This is a genomic window from Paenibacillus sp. J22P218 (genome assembly GCF_056269195.1).
Genome location: NZ_JBWDNL010000005.1, coordinates 292,980 through 309,252 on the forward strand (window position 1 = coordinate 292,980; position 16,273 = coordinate 309,252).

The 16,273-nt window shown below is 52.3% G+C and carries 13 protein-coding genes; 4 read left to right on the forward strand and 9 right to left on the reverse strand.

Annotated elements, in window-relative coordinates; genetic code table 11:
- Positions 1 to 7: 7 nt before the first annotated feature.
- The gene (locus AC0YN0_RS22335) at positions 8 to 1,975 is read right to left on the reverse strand and encodes a methyl-accepting chemotaxis protein (RefSeq protein ID WP_475823232.1); all 1,968 of its coding nucleotides are present in this window, start codon (positions 1,973 to 1,975) and stop codon (positions 8 to 10) included.
- A 98-nt stretch (positions 1,976 to 2,073) separates the two neighbouring features.
- Positions 2,074 to 2,538, reverse strand: coding sequence for a divergent PAP2 family protein (locus AC0YN0_RS22340; RefSeq protein WP_442050194.1), 465 nt, complete (start codon positions 2,536 to 2,538; stop codon positions 2,074 to 2,076).
- Positions 2,539 to 2,743: 205 nt separating this feature from the next.
- Here AC0YN0_RS22340 and AC0YN0_RS22345 point away from each other — a divergent pair, with 205 nt between their 5' ends.
- Positions 2,744 to 3,436 carry a Crp/Fnr family transcriptional regulator gene (locus tag AC0YN0_RS22345; RefSeq protein WP_475823233.1) on the forward strand — a complete coding sequence of 231 codons (693 nt, stop codon included), beginning with the start codon at positions 2,744 to 2,746 and terminating at the stop codon, positions 3,434 to 3,436.
- 65 nt (positions 3,437 to 3,501) lie between these two features.
- The gene (locus AC0YN0_RS22350; protein ID WP_475823234.1) at positions 3,502 to 3,930 is read left to right on the forward strand and encodes a DMT family transporter; all 429 of its coding nucleotides are present in this window, start codon (positions 3,502 to 3,504) and stop codon (positions 3,928 to 3,930) included.
- Between the two features lie 40 nt (positions 3,931 to 3,970).
- On the opposite strand, the gene AC0YN0_RS22355 is transcribed toward AC0YN0_RS22350, so the two are convergent.
- The 7 genes from AC0YN0_RS22355 to AC0YN0_RS22385 all read right to left on the reverse strand — a co-directional run bounded on the left by AC0YN0_RS22355 (position 3,971) and on the right by AC0YN0_RS22385 (position 13,497).
- Complete coding sequence (locus tag AC0YN0_RS22355; protein ID WP_475823235.1) at positions 3,971 to 4,813, reverse strand: MBL fold metallo-hydrolase; 843 nt, start codon at positions 4,811 to 4,813, stop codon at positions 3,971 to 3,973.
- A gap of 8 nt (positions 4,814 to 4,821) precedes the next feature.
- Entirely contained in the window at positions 4,822 to 5,583 is a 762-nt protein-coding gene (locus AC0YN0_RS22360) for an ABC transporter permease (RefSeq protein ID WP_475823236.1), read from the reverse strand.
- Between the two features lie 3 nt (positions 5,584 to 5,586).
- On the reverse strand, positions 5,587 to 6,324 hold the full coding sequence (locus tag AC0YN0_RS22365) for an ABC transporter ATP-binding protein (protein WP_475823237.1): 738 nt from the start codon (positions 6,322 to 6,324) through the stop codon (positions 5,587 to 5,589).
- Positions 6,325 to 6,390: 66 nt separating this feature from the next.
- Positions 6,391 to 7,308 (reverse strand): DUF4275 family protein, encoded by a 918-nt coding sequence (locus AC0YN0_RS22370; protein WP_475823238.1) that lies wholly within the window; start codon positions 7,306 to 7,308, stop codon positions 6,391 to 6,393.
- 180 nt (positions 7,309 to 7,488) lie between these two features.
- A complete protein-coding gene (locus AC0YN0_RS22375; protein ID WP_475823239.1) occupies positions 7,489 to 9,783 on the reverse strand; it encodes an SBBP repeat-containing protein in 2,295 nt (764 codons plus the stop codon).
- A 173-nt stretch (positions 9,784 to 9,956) separates the two neighbouring features.
- On the reverse strand, positions 9,957 to 11,669 hold the full coding sequence (locus AC0YN0_RS22380; protein ID WP_475823240.1) for an ABC transporter ATP-binding protein: 1,713 nt from the start codon (positions 11,667 to 11,669) through the stop codon (positions 9,957 to 9,959).
- Entirely contained in the window at positions 11,653 to 13,497 is a 1,845-nt protein-coding gene (locus AC0YN0_RS22385; RefSeq protein ID WP_475823241.1) for an ABC transporter ATP-binding protein, read from the reverse strand. The genes AC0YN0_RS22380 and AC0YN0_RS22385 overlap by 17 nt, the downstream gene beginning before the upstream one ends.
- A 221-nt stretch (positions 13,498 to 13,718) precedes the next feature.
- Between AC0YN0_RS22385 and AC0YN0_RS22390 the strand changes: the two genes are divergently transcribed.
- Together AC0YN0_RS22390 and AC0YN0_RS22395 are read left to right on the forward strand one after the other, a co-directional pair.
- The gene (locus AC0YN0_RS22390) at positions 13,719 to 14,237 is read left to right on the forward strand and encodes an N-acetyltransferase family protein (protein ID WP_475823242.1); all 519 of its coding nucleotides are present in this window, start codon (positions 13,719 to 13,721) and stop codon (positions 14,235 to 14,237) included.
- A 41-nt stretch (positions 14,238 to 14,278) separates the two neighbouring features.
- A complete protein-coding gene (locus tag AC0YN0_RS22395) occupies positions 14,279 to 16,075 on the forward strand; it encodes an ABC transporter ATP-binding protein (RefSeq protein ID WP_475823243.1) in 1,797 nt (598 codons plus the stop codon).
- The last annotated feature ends 198 nt before the right edge of the window (positions 16,076 to 16,273 follow it).

Consider the following 16,273-nt stretch of genomic DNA (forward strand, 5'->3'; position numbering starts at 1 on the left):
GATCGGCTTAGAGCTTGAACTTGCCAAGCATGAGCTGAAGCTCTTCCGCCATGCTGGACAACGCTTCGGAGGAAGCTGTAATTTCCTCCATCGCGGCCAATTGCTCTTCCGCCGATGCTGATACATTCTGCGTTCCGGCCGCATTTCCTTCTGCAGCGCCAGATATAAGCGAGATCGATTCCACCATTGTCGATGTGTCGGAAGCCACTTGCTTCGCAGCTACCGATACTTGGCTAACCTGCTCAACGACATTGCCTACTGAGAACTTAATATTTTCGAACAATGCGCCCGCTGAATCAATGACTTCAATTCCTGACTTCACTTCTTTCGTAGCATGGCCGATCGTCTGTTCCGTTACATTTATGCCGCTTTGCACCGATTGAATGATCGTCGCAATACGCTCCGCAGCATCGCTCGATTGCTCGGCCAGCTTCCTAACCTCTTGCGCGACGACCGCGAAGCCCCGCCCGCTCTCTCCTGCTCTTGATGCTTCAATCGCTGCGTTAAGCGCAAGCATATTCGTCTGCTTCGCAATCGAGGTAATGAGCTCCACGATGCCTTGGATTTCCTTAGAGCTCTCGCCAACGTGATGGAATTCACTCGATAATTGATGAACCGTCTCTGCGATCATCCCCATCTGTCCGATGGCTCCTTGAATCGCCTTCTCGCCTGCGGATGACACCTCATAGGTCGACGTTACTTCGTTCGCAACGTTGTTGCTCAGATCGGCAATATGGGTCACATGCTCCAATATGCCCGAAGCAAGCTGATGGCTTTGTTCAACGGATACTACCTGCTGCTCCGTACCGGACATAATCTGTTCGATCGAAGTGGCGATGTAGGAGGTTGCGTCTGAGGTCTGTCTCGCGCTGGCTGACGTTTGTTCTGAAGCCGCAGCCAGCTGGAACGATGCTTGACTCACATCTGACAGCGCCCGACGCTGCGAGGCAAGCATTTGATTGAAGCTTATGCTTGCTTGCGCGATCTCGTCCTTGCCCTTCGTGGCAAGGCTTTGGGTGAGGTTTCCTGTCGCAGCCGCTTGAATGGCAGTGTTCAGCTTCCGGATCGGACGAACGAGCGTCTGCGATAAGAAATACGTGACAGCGATGCCGATAATCACGAATAATAGCGACAGCCACACGGTATTCGTTAACAGCGTCTGCACCCCGTCGTCCAATTCATCCTTAGGCGCGCTAACGAGCAGCACCCAGCTGTTGAATGTCGTTGTGTAGTAACCGATATAGTCTTTTCCGTCATGGCCATATTCAAGCTTGCCTTGCTCACCGCCGAGCGCCTTCTGATAAGCATCCTCGATTTCCGGAATACCATAATCTTTGATGTTCTTCGTCATGATGGTATCTTTGTCCGGATGCGCGACCGTAACGCCGCTGGCATCGAACATAGAAGCGTAACCCGTCTCGCCGAATTGCTCTGCAGAGACAGCGCTAAGCAGATCGTCGATCGCAATCGACGAAGCAAGGAATCCGGCAGGCTTGTCCTGAATCATGATCGGAGCGGCGATGACGATAGCGAGCTTGCTGTCGATCTTGTCGATCAGCGGATTCGATATAGCGATCTTCCCTTCGCTCAGATCCTTTATGTATGGGCGCTCGGACAAATCCACCTGAGCGCCTGCATGAGAAATGGAGGTTTTGCCTATCATGTCAGGCGAATACACCATCGACTTAAGCTCAGGGGTACTCGCTACTGCCGATTGAATGAATGCAAGCTCCTTCTGATTGTCCCCGTAGTAGGATGCCGAGTTCTTGGCGAACGTTTCGAGCAATTTCATTTTCACTTGCAGAAAATTTTCAATATCGTCCACGATAAGTCCCGAACGCAAAGCAATTTCCTTATCCGTCTGCTCGTTTATCAGCTTGGACGTTGCCAAGAAGTTCGATAAACCTAGTGCTGCTAACATAATGATGAGCAAGGATGAAATAAAAATAATAAGTTTGGACTTTAGGCTCCTCATAGATGCACCGATCTTTCCATAAATGATGTCAATTAAGCGTAAAGGCTCAATTGCTATGGAATATATCGACAGTATTCTACAAATTTTTAATATTTTTATTATGTTCTTCGAGCCGTCAATGCGCCAAGGCAACCAATTAGCGCGCCTAACGCGGCGCCCGCGTACACCTCTCTAGGCTGATGACCTAGACTTTCCTTCAAGCGCTCGCTTCTCCGTGTATGATACACGCCGGGATGACCGCCTGCCAATCGCTCTACATCCGCATCCAGATCATTCACTTGAATGGCGATCTCTCCAGCATGTCTGCGAATATTCATCGCATCGTACATCACGACAATTCCCAGCATGGCGCTTATCGCGAATTCAGGCGTCTTTACTCCGTATTTCGTTGCCGTATACGCGGCCAAGGCGCTGACGCCGCTCGAATGTGAGCTTGGCATGCCGCCCGAGCCGATTAATTGGCGAAGATCCCATACTCCGGTCGTCGCTTTATGCAAAGGAAGCTTCAATACCTGCGCCGTACCTACCGCAATTAATGCCGTCACTAATCCTCTATTTGTCATGTCATCATGCCCCCTTATCGTCACTCCTTGCTTCATTTTCAGCTTGCCCTGCCGGTCTTCAAATCATGAATCGTACTTGCCGCTTGTAGGCGGCTGTACTAGCGTGTTATTTTTTTTGTGAGTCATTTAGGACATATGTCCTTTTGAATAACAGCTGCAATTTCTACAATGAAAAGCAAGCGGCAGAGTGGAGGAGCTTACAGCAATGGAACAAGATCATTCCCGTATCGCCCAATATGTGAAGGCGCATCGGCTGGAAGCGATATTCGATGAAGAGACGATTAAGGAAATGAAGCTGCTGACCTATGAGAAGGGGCAAGCGTTATGCGCAGCCGGAGATCAGCTCCAGCATCTCTACTTGCTCGTGAAAGGCAAGATCAAAGTGTACACCTTGCTTCCGAACGGCAAGTCTGTCCTTCTTCGGTTCAACGAGCCGCTCGCCGTCATCGGCGACATGGAGCTTATGACCGGCTATCCCGTACGCTGTACCGTAGAATCGGTTGGCCAAAGCTTATTCATAGCCATTAAGACGGATGTGTTAAGAGCGCGTTCCTGTCACGATCCCCGTTTCCTTACCTATATCATCCAATTGCTCAGCCATAAGCTCTATACAGCCGCGAACGCCTCCAGCCTCAATCTGCTTTATCCGGTCGAGAACAGGCTCGCCAGCTATTTGTTGTCAATATCACCGGAGGCTTGCATTCAGCCAAAGCGCGATGAGATGAGAACCGAGAAGCTCACTGAGCTTGCCGAGCTGCTCGGAACGAGCTATCGTCACTTGAATCGAATCATTACGAAGCTGGAGAAGGAGGGCGTCATCGTCCGCAAGCGCGGAAGCATCGTTATTCGGGATATGCAGCGAATGAAAGAGCTGGCTAGCGGCAATCTTTATCAATAAAGGACAAAGTATGAAGGTAATAATCAGACTGAAGAGTTGTGCGAAAATAAGAGGAGGGGTAGCTAATGATGGGCATCATCTATTCATTGCTTGGCGGCATCTTCGTCAGCATTCAAAGTGTCTTCAATACGCGATTAAGCGAGAAAGCCGGCTTCTGGATGACGAATACATTCGTTCACGGAACCGGCTTTGTTCTATCGCTACTTATCATGCTGATGTTAAAGGATGGCAGCTTCTCGAAGCTAATGACCGTTAATAAGTTGTACTGGCTTGGGGGCTCACTCGGCGTCATCATCGTCTTCTCTGTCATGAAGGGCATTACAGCGCTTGGCCCGGCCTACTCAGTTGCCTTGCTGCTCATTGCACAGCTTATCGTCGCGCTGCTAATCGACAGCTTCGGATTATTCGGAATCGAGAAAGTTCCTTTTACGATGAATAAGCTGTTCGGTATTGCCATTATGATTGCCGGCGTTATCGTGTTCAAGCTCAAGTGAGGGAGAGGGAAGACGCCCCCTTGGCACGCACTGCATTCAATTACTTCATGTAAATAAACCGCTCGCCAGGCGCGAACATATGGAACTTCTGCGCCCGGTAATTCTGATACACATAATCGACAAAGTAAGACGGATTCTCATCATTGTGCGGGAAAAGGCCGTAATGCATCGGTATGAGCAGGTCTGCTTGAATCTGGACAGCAATCTCAACGGCCTCGCGATAGTTGCAGTTGCCGACGATTCCTGCGGAATTGCGGACGAAGTCGCGCCCGTTAATCGGCAGCATCGCGATATCGATAAGCTTAGGTCTAAGCCACTCCACTAGCTCAGGGAAACCGACCGTATCTCCCGCATGGTACAGCTGGATGTCGCCGAAGCTGGCAACGAAGCCAAGAAACTTATGCTCGCCCGCTTCGTCCGTCTCGAATTGCTCATGCTTCGCGGCATGCGCCTCCAGCTTCAAACCTTCCGCTAATTCAAGCGTCTGTCCATGAGATATGCCGATTAGCTGCTCATCGCGGAAGCCCCATTCCTTCATAAGCGCAAGATGCGCTTTCGGCACGATGAACTTCGTCGCTTGCGACTGTCCAATCGCTTGCAGCGTCTGCTTGTCCATATGATCCTCATGATGATGCGAGCATACGACATAATCGACAAAGCCGCACTGAGACGGCGCAAGCGGCGGAGCGAATGCGCGCGACCATGGCGGCCCGCTGCTCTCGAATACCCAATCGCTCAAGTAGGGATCGAACAATATCGTGTGCTCCTCCCATTTCACCAGGAAACCTTCCTGCCCCAATGCCCATAACGCTAGCGCCTGATCCGTAAGCTTCGTCCTCTCGATCTGACTTAGCAGTTCATTCCCGCTTTTATATACGTTCATTTCAACGATCATCCTTTTTGTACTGGAATTTGAAGCCGCAGATCTTTTGTAAACCATAACCGATAACTGAGCAAGCTCAGAATGATGCTCGTCACGGCCGCCGAGCTGGCGAAGGCGAATACGATCAGAATCTGGTAGCGCACCGCATCGACCGGGTCCGCCCCCGCGATAATCATGCCTGTCATCATGCCCGGAAGCTGAACGAGGCCGACGGTCTTCATCCCGTCAATCGTCGGAATCATGCTCGACTTGACAGCCCGCTTCGTAACGCCGGCCATCGCCTGCTTCGCCGTTGCGCCTAGCGACAGCAGCACCTCGATCTCGCCTTTGGAGGCTTCCACCTCCTGCTTCATCTGATTGAGGAAGAGACCTGCTACGACCATCGCATTGCCGATCGTCATCCCGCTGATCGGAATGATATATTGCGCCGTTGCTTCGATAATGCCGAAGCCGATCAGCAGTCCCATCATGAGCAGCTCCGTCGTGCCGATCGCTACGGCAACCCGCCATACAATCCGCCTCAGGCCTGCCCCTCTCTTCGCGGCATTCAGGCAAGCGATCGTAAGCATGAATATAACGATCAGAGCAATCAGCAGCATATTTTTCGTATGGAACACGTATTGCAGCACATACCCTACGAGCAGCAGTTGTACCGCAGAACGTATCGTGCCGATTGCAATGTCCCGTTCCAGGCCAAGCTTCTGCCACACCGATACCAGCATGGTTATCATAACGAACAGCAGCGTAAAGCTAAGCGCTAAGAATGACATCCGCTATTCCCCGCTTTCCGAAGCGCGAACATACTGGCGTCCCGCTTCTGTAGCTGGCTGCCGAAAAAAAGTGTCCGAGGCGCCTTGCTCCAGCAGCGTCCCCTCTGCCATGAACCATACCGTGCGGCTCACTTGAAGCGCCTGCTCCAAGTCATGCGTCACCCATATAAGCGTCGTCCCCTCTTGGCGATGCCATTCAAGCAGCACATCCTCCACGCGCTGCTTGCTCGCCTTGTCGAGGGAAGCCGTCACTTCATCGAGCAGCAGCACCTGCGGGCGCAGCAGCAACGAGCGGAGCAGCGATACGCGCTGTTTCTCGCCGCCTGACAGCTCGGACGCTTTCTTCGCGGGATCGAGCCCGTCAAGTCCCAGTTGCTCCCGCAGACGATCAGCAAGCTGACGGTCATAGGACTTTGTATGAAGTAGGCTTGCCGTCCTTAAGTTATCGTCAATCGTTCCCGGCAGCATCACCGACTGCTGAGCTATGTAACACACATTCATCCGCCATTGCCGCGGATCCGTCTTCGCCTGCGGTTTATGCTGGAAGCGGATCTCTCCGCCGTCAGGCGCATCCAATAAGGAAATAATGCGAAGCAGCGTGCTCTTTCCTTGCCCGGATACGCCTAGCAGCGCAATGCTGTCCGGCTCAGCCACTTCGGCATTCACGCTTGTGAACAAAGGGGTTTTCTCTTCCCCGTTCCGGTACTTCCTAATATCCATCAGTTGCAAGATCGGAACCACAGCATCCCTCCGTTCTGTCTTACCATTATAGCAATAACGGTAACGGCAGGGTCAAATGCTGTGTCTTTATTGCTTTCGATGATAGAAGTATGGACCGAGATCAGATTCATGTGTGTTCACGTACGTCCACCTGAAATCTCGATCCACCACGTACACATCTTGTTCATCGCGCAAGAGATCTGCGGTTAGACGAGACGCATCAGGTATGTATAGCGCATGATCTCGGTTCTGATAAAAGAGGTAGCACTCTCCCTTCTTCTGTGTATGGAACGCCTCCTCCGCCTCAGCTCCCACAAGGCCAGACAGCTTCCCATAACTGAATAAGTGCCATAAGTATTGCTCCAAATAGATTTCCTTCTTGAATGTTTGATCTATGCCTCGGGCAAAAAGCCACTCCCATCTGTCTCTGAGCTCCTGCGCCTTGTCCCTCTCTAAAGTGGCATGTATGCCTTTCTCTTCAAGACGATACAAATAACCAAGCATATATGTTTCTTGCATCGCGTTCGGGTCTCCGAAGAGCCACTGCTTGACCGCTCTCTTAACCGCTTCCGTTGATTGCTCCAGCAGTTGATGAAGGTCGGCAGCATGCCTCAACACGATCTCAGGCGATTCGATTTTGGCATCATCCGCAAGGAAGCCCTCGGGCAACCCCTTCCGATCATGTTCGTACACCCCTCCGAAATATTCAAACACAAAGCCGAACGTCCCGTCTTTAATGCTATCATCGACCACTTCTTCAATATGGGCTCGGCTAATCGTATCGACGATGATAAGCGGATTAGAGGCGGGCCACATATACTTGCGGTTACCTAGGCTTATCGTGTCCTCACGAATCGACTGAATATTTTTGAGTGTGTAAAAATGGCACAGCCAGCGCGTTGCATCAGGAAACGTCACTACGACGCTTACGTTCGCGTTGTCGTCCCCCTCTGTCCAGCTCCAGCCTTCACCATCGATATGAATATGTCTTTTGTTCGAAAACATAATCGTCCTCCCCGCGCGAAACATGATCGTCATAGACTCGCTATACCTATGTTGGATTTGTGCGCTTAACCTAAGATTTGTCGTTATCTATATTGAACGATTATGGACCTTAGGTTGTTTCACAAATCCAACATTGTTAGCGGATTAGACGATGTTTCGGCATTGTCGCCTGCGATAATACTACCTGCGCCGATGCGGGGTATGAGAGGAGCAGCGCTTTTTGCGGCAACAAGACTTCTTATGGGTCCGTTTTTTTGCAGCGCATTTTTTCCTTTTCACTCGTATGCGCCTTCCTCGCAGTCCTCGAAGTCCCCTCGGCCCCTGTGGACCTTGTATGCCCGGTTCGCCTTGAGAACCAGGAATTCCTTGCGGACCTTGCACGCCTTGCGGTCCCTGCGGGCCTTGCGCAACAACCTCGCCTAGTTTAACAACGAACGCATCCCGCTGCAAAATACTGCCCAGCGTTCTATCGAAGCCGCTTGGCGTGACTGGGAAATCTGCCGAAGTCGTCTGCCCTGTAACATAAGCGTTCGCAAAACGGTCTACGGCAATGCCTAAAGCGACATCGTCATTGCTCCCGCCCAAATACGTGGAGTATAGCAAGTCGGAGCCGGTCAAGCTGATTCGGGTAATAAACGCATCCTGGAGTCCGTTCAGCTCGGTATCGAAGGCACCTGGCGTCGTTGGAAAATCGGTCGAATCCGTCCTTCCGGTCACATAGGCGTTGCCGAACGGATCAACTCCGATTCCGACACCGAAATCATCGTTCTCTCCTCCGAGGAAAGTAGAATAGACAAGCGCTGTCCCCGTCTCGTTCAGTTTCGTGACAAAGCCGTCAAAACTTCCCGAAGCGTTAAAGGTAGGCTTGAATGAACCCGGGGTCGTCGGATAATTAGCCGACTGGGTGAAACCGACAATATAGGCGCTGCCGGAAGCGTCGATCGCGATGCCGCTGGAATCGTCGGCTAGACTGCCTCCGAGATAGGTCGAATAAATAAGTGCCGTTCCGGTTGCGTTGAACTTCGTCACGAATACATCAATAATACCGTTAAAGCTCGTATCAAACGCGCCAGCCGTTACCGGGAAATCAAGCGAACTTGTTGTCCCTGTGACATACGCGTTGCCTGACGAATCCACCGTAATCGCCGTACCGTCTTCATCGCCGCTTCCTCCGAGATAAGTAGAATAGACGAGCGCCGTACCTGTTGGATTCAATTTCGATACGAACGCACCTTCGCCGCCGTCAAGGATGACGTCGAACGCGCCGGGCGTCGTTGGAAAATCGGCAGACTGGGTCAGCCCTGTCACGTAGGCGTTGCCGAAGACGTCGATCGCTATCCCTCCAGCGAGTTCAAGCCCGCTGCCCCCAAGATAAGTCGAGTAGAGCAGCGCCGTTCCAGCGGCATTCAATTTGGTCACGAACGCATCCTCGGGCCCGGACAGCGTACTTGAGATCGCGCCTGGCGTGGTAGGAAAATCGGTCGATGTCGTGCTTCCGACGATATATGCATGGCCTTCCGCATCGACTGCAATCCCTTCACCGGTATCGGAATTGTTTCCACCCAGATAAGTCGAATAAATCAGCGCGGACCCATCGGCATTAAGCTTCGTGACGAAAGCATTCGAACTGCCTGACAATACCGTATCGAATGCACCGGGCGTCGTCGGGAAATTAGCAGACTGCGTGGAGCCCGTCACATAGGCATTGCCTTCGATGTCGACCGCAATAGCATTGCCCGAGTCAAATCCGCTTCCTCCGAGATAAGTCGAGTACAGCAAGATCGGATCAATGACCAATGGAAGCTCGAGATCGATAGGCTCCGTTAACTCAAATCCGATCGAATCGCTGCCGTTTTCTTCAGCCTGTAATGAAAAAACGCAGCCTATCTGCTTTTGAATACCATTCACTTGTTGAAAAGCGATCGGCCTCAAATCCGTGAATATTCCAAATGGCGTATGAATCTGCAGATTGCCTTCCTCATCAATCCGGGCATCGCTTGCCCCCGCGCATTCCAATCGGATGTCCGTTACACGGGCGCCTGGCTGAAGCACCACATCATATTTAAGCTTTCCTTCGCTTCCACGGAAAACGACGTCAATGCCTGGCCATACTTGCCGATACGCGACTTCGCGGTAAAGCGGAAGATTCGTGAAATGTTGCTGCGGGTTTCTTCCGCGTAAATAATTGATCTTTCCGCCCTCCGGAGCAGTTCCTTCCGTTGTTATATGGGCTGTTGCCCCCACAAATCGCCAGGTTAAAATAACTCCCTTGATGTTCTGCGCCTGTTCCAGTTTTGGCTTCGTATCATGAAAGGTCATTCTTACTTGATCAGCTAGAAAGTCGAAACGAAAGCCGTTCCCTTCGGCATAATAAGCGATTTGCCTATCCTCTTGTCCGGCATTCGGAATAAACGCAAGAGGAAGCTTCCCGTACGCTTCGACTGTCGTCCGTTTCATCTCTCCCTTGGGCTGCAAGTGCATCCTCCTCGTAACTGTATATGATGATGATCCGAAATTCTTTGGACGTGCGGCATATATACCCTATATGGTTATGTTAGGCAGGAACAGATTGCTTGTGCGATTGGCAGGCATAACAATAGACGCATGCCATCTCTGACATGCGCCTATACGTATATTCCCTATTTTAGTTATTGCTGCGCCGTAAGCAGTTGCTGATAGACGCGTCCCCTTGCCAGCAACTCGTCATGCGTGCCGGTCTCGGCTAGCGAGCCTTCATCCATGACGAAAATAATGTCCGCGTTCTCGATCGTCGACAGACGGTGCGCGATCATGATCGTCGTCAGCCCCTGCCTCCGCTCTTCGAGCGCCGCAAGCAGCTGCCGTTCCGTCTCCAGATCGAGCGCCGAGGTCGCTTCGTCGAGCACTAATATTTGCGGATCGCCAACGATCGCTCTCGCGATAGCGATCCGCTGGCGCTGGCCGCCGGACAGCTTGATGCCGCGCTCCCCGATATTCGTGTCGTAGCCTTCCGGCAGCGACAGGATGAAATCATGTATTTGAGCGATGCGGCACGCTTCCTCGATCTCCGTCTCCGTAGCCACCGCTCGGCCAAGCATCAGGTTTTCTCTGATCGTATCGGAAAACATGTAGGGATCTTGAAACACGATCGCTACGTTGCGCGACCACTGCTCGCGGTTATAACGATTCGCATCCTCGCCGTTCAGCAGCATCTTGCCTGCCGTCGTATCGTAGAATCGAATAAGAAGCTGTGCGATTGTCGACTTCCCCCCGCCGCTCGTGCCTACGAATGCAATCTTGCGTCCGATAGGCAGCTCCGCGCTGAAGCCTTTAATGACCTCTGGCAGGTCAGGCGAATACTGGAAGTTCGCCTGCTCGAACGATAGCGTCTCGATTCTGTTGTCCATCGCCTTCTCGCCGGGATCATGCTGTTCCAACGATAAAATACGTTGCACGCGATCCACATTCGCCATCTGCGACGATAGATTCATGAAAAATTGAAAGAAGTTATAGAACGCATCCGATAGCTGCGTGGAGAACTGGAACAAGATAACGAATGTGCCGACCGACATCTGGTTAGCGATAAGTTGCACCCCTCCGTAGCCGAGTACGAGAAGCCCGATGCCCCATTTCAGCGGATCGCTGAACCGCACTTGACGGTTGATGAGCTTGCCTTCCTCCATCACCCTGTCGAAGTACTCTGAGAACATTTTCATATATAGCTGCTCTTCCCACTTCAACCTGTGATAGGCAACGACCTCGCGCGTCGATGCAACGCCTTCCTCGATTTGGACGAGCAGCGCAGCCCGTTTCTCCGCTACTTGGCGAGCCGCTGCCTTAAGCTTCGGCGTGAAGTAATAACCGATCAGCACATAGATGGCGCATAACCCTACGATCATAAGCAGCAGCATCGGACTCGACAGTCCGATAATCGTCATGAGGATGCATAGATTGATGGCTTCCTGAATGCCGCGCGGAATTTGCCAGCCGAGCACGCTCGCGCTTAGGAACAGATCCTGCGTGAAGGTGTACACGTATTTGCCCGTACGCTCGCTTTGGAACTTCTCCACGGGCACGTGCTCAAGCCGCTTCAGCATGCGGCTGAGCAATAATCGGCTCGCTTTGAACTCGTTCTTGATGAGCCTTCGGCTCGTTACGGTGAACATAAGCGCGTACACCGTGCCCGCCAGAGCGAACACCCCGATGACGATGGGCAGCAGCTCATACCTGCGCTCGCCGAAGACGTCGTCGATTAATATTTTTTGGATATAGACAAGCGTATAGTTGGATACCGATTCAATAGCGAGATAGAGCAGCGCAATCAGATACGCCCCCCGCAGCATGATGATATGGGATGTAATGAACTTAACGTACTTCTTCATGCGCCAGCCTCTCTTCCGTTAGACCTGACTGTCCTGCTTCGAGCTGGTAGAGCAGCCCTCGGCGAGCGATCAGCTCGTCGTAGCTGCCGGCTTCGGCAACTCGGCCCTCATGAATGACGACGATCGTATCAAAATGCTTAACCGTCGACAACCGATGTGCGATCGCGATCGTTGTCCGGTCTTCCAGCACCTCATCGAGCGCCCGCTGCACCTCGGCCTCGCTCACGTTATCGAGCGAAGAGGTTGCCTCGTCGAGCAAAATGACAGCCGGCTGCTTCGCGAACATGCGCGCAATCGAGATGCGCTGCTTCTGCCCGCCGGACAGCTTCATGCCGCGTTCGCCAACTAGCGTGTCGTAACCCTCCGGCAGCTGCATGATGAAATCATGCGCGTAGGCAGCCTTCGCCGCGGCGATCACTTCTTCGTCTGACGCTTCCGGCTTGCCGAAGCGGATGTTCTCCTTAACCGATGAGCCGAACAGATAGGTCTCTTGGAACACATAGCCGACCGACTCTCGCAGCTGTCCAAGCGTCATTTGGTTAATCGGCACGCCGTCCAGCCTAATGATGCCGGAGGTTGGGTCGTAGAACCGGCCGATCATTTTGAACATCGTCGTCTTGCCGTTACCGCTCGCGCCGACAAAGGCGACCTTCTCGCCCGGCTTGATATTGAGACTGAAGCCGTTAATGACGGGCGGCTGCTCCGGATATCCGAAGTACACGTCCTCGAACGTCAGGCCTCCGCGTACTTGCTCCAGCTCGATAGGCTCCTCGGGGTCGTCGATCTCGATTTTCTTATGCATGAATTCAAATAAGGGCACAGTCTGATGAATAACGAGCTTCTGTTCTGTGAGCATCGTCACGAGCATCGTGAGGCGGAACATCGTCGTCATATACAGCAAGGTGAAAGCGATGAACCCCCCGAGCGTAATCCAGTTGTTCTTCAGCGAATAGTAGCCGAGGATGAACAGCGCGACGGCGCCCAGATAGAAGGTGAACCGCCGGAAGCTGCCGCGCCCGAAGCTGTACGTAGAAGCGAGCAAATAATAGTGCGACCAATTCTTATGCTTGCCGAGCGTGCGCTCATGGTACCAAGGCTGCGAGCCGAAGGCTCTGAATTCCCGCATACCCGATATCGTCTCGTATATGGATTGGTTGTACTCGATTCTGGACTGGCCGCCCATTCGGCCATATTGGGAGGCCTTCCTCTCGAAGTAAGGCCCGAATAAGTAATAGAGGGCAAAGGTCGGAAGCATGATGACCGACAGCCACGGACTAATGGTCAGCAGCATCACGATCGCAACGGCCACAAACAACAGGTTGTCGATGACGCCGGGCAGGAAGTTACGGTATATTTTCTGAACGGATGCGACCTCGGAGTTGAACATCGATAGCGTCTCGCCTGCGGGATGACGCTCGTAATGCGCGAAGCCAAGCTTGCGCAAATGCTTGAAGATCGCCGTCTGCATATCCCGCGAGGCGAGCTCGCCGATCGTTCTTTGCAGCAGGTTGCGATAGTTTTTGGCGATCAGCATAAGAAGATTGACAATTGTAAGCGCTGCAATAATAGTGAAAAATAATGCCTTATCCTTGTTCACGACAACATGGTCAATTACGTATTGAATCATCTTCGGCGTCAGCGTCTCTCCGCTCACCGCCATAATGCCGCATACGGCTAGCCATGCAATCTGCTTTTTGAACGGCAACGCGAACTTGAGCGCCCATATATAGGAGCGCCTCGACAGCTCCATATTCGTCTTGTGCTGCGCCTTTTCTGCTTGCCACCGTTCTTTGATGCTCTCCGATGCTGTAGCACGGTTGTCGCGCATCGTTATCCCCCCTGACTAGTGCTGTCATGATGTGTTTTTAACACCCTAATTTTTGGTAACAGAAGTACATCTTAATTCCGCTGCCTAGCTTTGTCAATGTACAAAACAGCTATATAAATGGTTTACCGATTGCACAATTACGGCCGATTGTTTGCAGCTGTCAGAAGGAATCAACGTTTAGACCGCGAATGGTGGATAATGACAAATAGGAGGCGATATTCTTGCGAATAAGAGAAGCTTCTATTGAAGACACCGCTGCTATTGCACAGGTTCATGTGGATAGCTGGAGAACGGCTTATCAAGGCATCATCTCTGATGAATACTTGGCTAATCTGGATGTGAAGGCGAGGGAGGCAGGCTGGATTCGTTTCTTCGAGCAGCTTAATCGGAGCAGCGTCATCTATGCGGCCGTAAATGACGCTGGTTCTATTGTCGGGTTCGTCAGCGGCGGAGCGCCGAGAAGTCCCGAATACGGCTATGAAGCTGAATTGTATTCGATCTATCTTCTTAGCGGCTACCAGGGCCAAGGCATCGGTGCAAGGCTGGCGGGGGAGATGGTCGACTATTTTCGCCGGATGGGCTATCGCTCGTTCATGTTATGGGTGCTGGAGCAAAATAGCGCGGTCGACTTCTATAAGCGGCTGGGAGGGGAAGTGTTCGATCGCAAGGAGCTACTGATCGGAGAAGAAACATTCATCGAGCTTGCAATAGGCTGGAAATCGCTTCGTCTTTTGAAGTGAGTGATTTAGAGGTGCATGCTGTCCAATAATCGGAGGTTACTATGTCGGAAGAGAACAATCAGAACAATCGCTCGAAGAGAGAATCGGTATGGTCGCTGCTGCAGGATCGCACGTTCCGCAGCTTGCTCTTCATCGTTAAGACGTACAAATGGTATTATGTGTTCGCGGTGAGCTCCCAGCTCCTATTGACGGCTGCGGCGCTGCTGTTCGCGGATACGAGCAAACAGTTATTTGACCAGGCTCCCGACATCGCTCGTGACTCGCTTATCGGCTTGCTCGTCACCTTCTCCATCATCGCTCTGCTGCAATTATTGCTGACCTTCATCAACAACTGGCTTCGTTCGGCACTGAATGAATCGGTTGTCTACGAAATGCGGCGCAACATCCTGAACCATTTGCAGCGTCTGCCGCTAGCTTTCCACGAAAACAACCATAGCTCGAACTCCGTAAATGTTATGCATCACGAGCTCGAAATAGCCAAAAACTTCATTGTATACGATGTGCAGAAGCTGATTGCTTTGCCGATATCCTTCTTATTCGTAGGCATTTATTTGTTATCCGTCCATCCCATTCTCGGCATAATCGCGATAGCCATCGGCCCGCTGCAATTGCTGAGCAGCCTTGTGCTTAAATCTAAGTTCAAAGAGGCGGCGCAGCTGCAAAACCGCGTAACGCGAGACGTCTTCTTCACCATTGGCGAAACGCTGCATGGCATTCGCGAAGTAAAGTCCAATCAAATGGAGGAGCATGTAGATGGGCGAATGGCCGATATTCAGCGCAAAGGCGTCGCTTACAACGTACTGCTGACCAATATTAGCACGATTCGTTCCATCGTCAAGGACTTGCCGAGTCAGGTCGGCTATTTGGCCGGCATAGGGGTTGGAGCGGCGCTTATGGCCTCGGGAGAGATCGGCGTCGGCGGACTCGTCGCCTTCATCACGCTGCTAGGGAAGGTTGCCGAGCCGTTCACCGTTATGGTGGATACGATCAACAATCTGCAGCAGTCATTGGCCGGAGCGAAGCGGCTGTTCGAGGTCATGGAAATGCCGGAAGAGAACATCACTTCGGGTATAACGCTTGCGCCTGGGGCGCCAACTGTATCCTACCAGCAGGTCGCCTTCCAGTATGTTGACGGGAGGGATACGCTCCATAATCTATCGTTCTCAATTCCTGCCGGCGGCTCTCTCGCACTGGTCGGGCCAAGCGGCGCCGGCAAGAGCACAATCGTCAAGCTGTTGTATCGATTCTATGAGCCGAATGAAGGAACGATTTCGTTGAACGGCGAGCCTATTGGGGAATACTCGATCGCCTCTATCCGGTCGCGTATGGCGCTTGTGTCGCAAGATATCTTTTTGTTCGATGGCACGGTTATCGAGAATATCGAGATCGGCAAGCCGGGCGCTTCACGCGAGGAGATCATTAGAGCCGCCAAGCTGGCGCAAGCTTACGAGTTTATCGAGGCGCTGCCCAGCGGCTACGATTCAGAGATCGGCGAGCGCGGCATTAAGCTGTCGCACGGCCAGAAGCAGCGCTTGTCGATTGCGCGCGCGATTCTTCGCGACGCATCGCTGCTTATCTTGGACGAGCCTACCTCGGCGCTTGACGTTGAGACGGAAGCGTCGTTCCAGCGCGATCTCGGCGAGTGGGCATCCCATTGCACGAAGATCATTATCGCGCACCGCTTGTCCACGATTCGCGACGCTGATTATATCGTCTTCATCGAGCAAGGCGAAGTCGTGGAGAGCGGCACGGCAGAGCAGCTGCTAAGCCAGAACGGCCGCTTCCGCAGCTACTGGGACAAGCAAAGCGGGGAGAAGCTGGCAACGGCTGCGTTCTGACCGGGGCGGAGGAGGGATTTTCCGTTCTATGCCTTCGACGGTTGGCGCGACTGAGCTCCTTCCCCCATCCCCGTGCCGAATAAGCTGGATTTCTCATCCTATCTCCAACAAACTAACCATGGTTTCCTGCCTTAAGATGGATTTTCCATCCTATTCCTGCTGCTTCCCTGCTTCGATGCTCAAAGAACAAAAACAAAA

Bases quoted from the DNA above. Each gene is read 5' to 3' on its own strand.
- AC0YN0_RS22335 (WP_475823232.1), bottom strand. From the start codon at position 1,975: ATGAGGAGCCTAAAGTCCAAACTTATTATTTTTATTTCATCCTTGCTC.
- AC0YN0_RS22340 (WP_442050194.1), bottom strand. From the start codon at position 2,538: ATGACAAATAGAGGATTAGTGACGGCATTAATTGCGGTAGGTACGGCG.
- AC0YN0_RS22345 (WP_475823233.1), top strand. From the start codon at position 2,744: ATGGAACAAGATCATTCCCGTATCGCCCAATATGTGAAGGCGCATCGG.
- AC0YN0_RS22350 (WP_475823234.1), top strand. From the start codon at position 3,502: ATGATGGGCATCATCTATTCATTGCTTGGCGGCATCTTCGTCAGCATT.
- AC0YN0_RS22355 (WP_475823235.1), bottom strand. From the start codon at position 4,813: ATGAACGTATATAAAAGCGGGAATGAACTGCTAAGTCAGATCGAGAGG.
- AC0YN0_RS22360 (WP_475823236.1), bottom strand. From the start codon at position 5,583: ATGTCATTCTTAGCGCTTAGCTTTACGCTGCTGTTCGTTATGATAACC.
- AC0YN0_RS22370 (WP_475823238.1), bottom strand. From the start codon at position 7,308: ATGTTTTCGAACAAAAGACATATTCATATCGATGGTGAAGGCTGGAGC.
- AC0YN0_RS22380 (WP_475823240.1), bottom strand. From the start codon at position 11,669: ATGAAGAAGTACGTTAAGTTCATTACATCCCATATCATCATGCTGCGG.
- AC0YN0_RS22385 (WP_475823241.1), bottom strand. From the start codon at position 13,497: ATGCGCGACAACCGTGCTACAGCATCGGAGAGCATCAAAGAACGGTGG.
- AC0YN0_RS22395 (WP_475823243.1), top strand. From the start codon at position 14,279: ATGTCGGAAGAGAACAATCAGAACAATCGCTCGAAGAGAGAATCGGTA.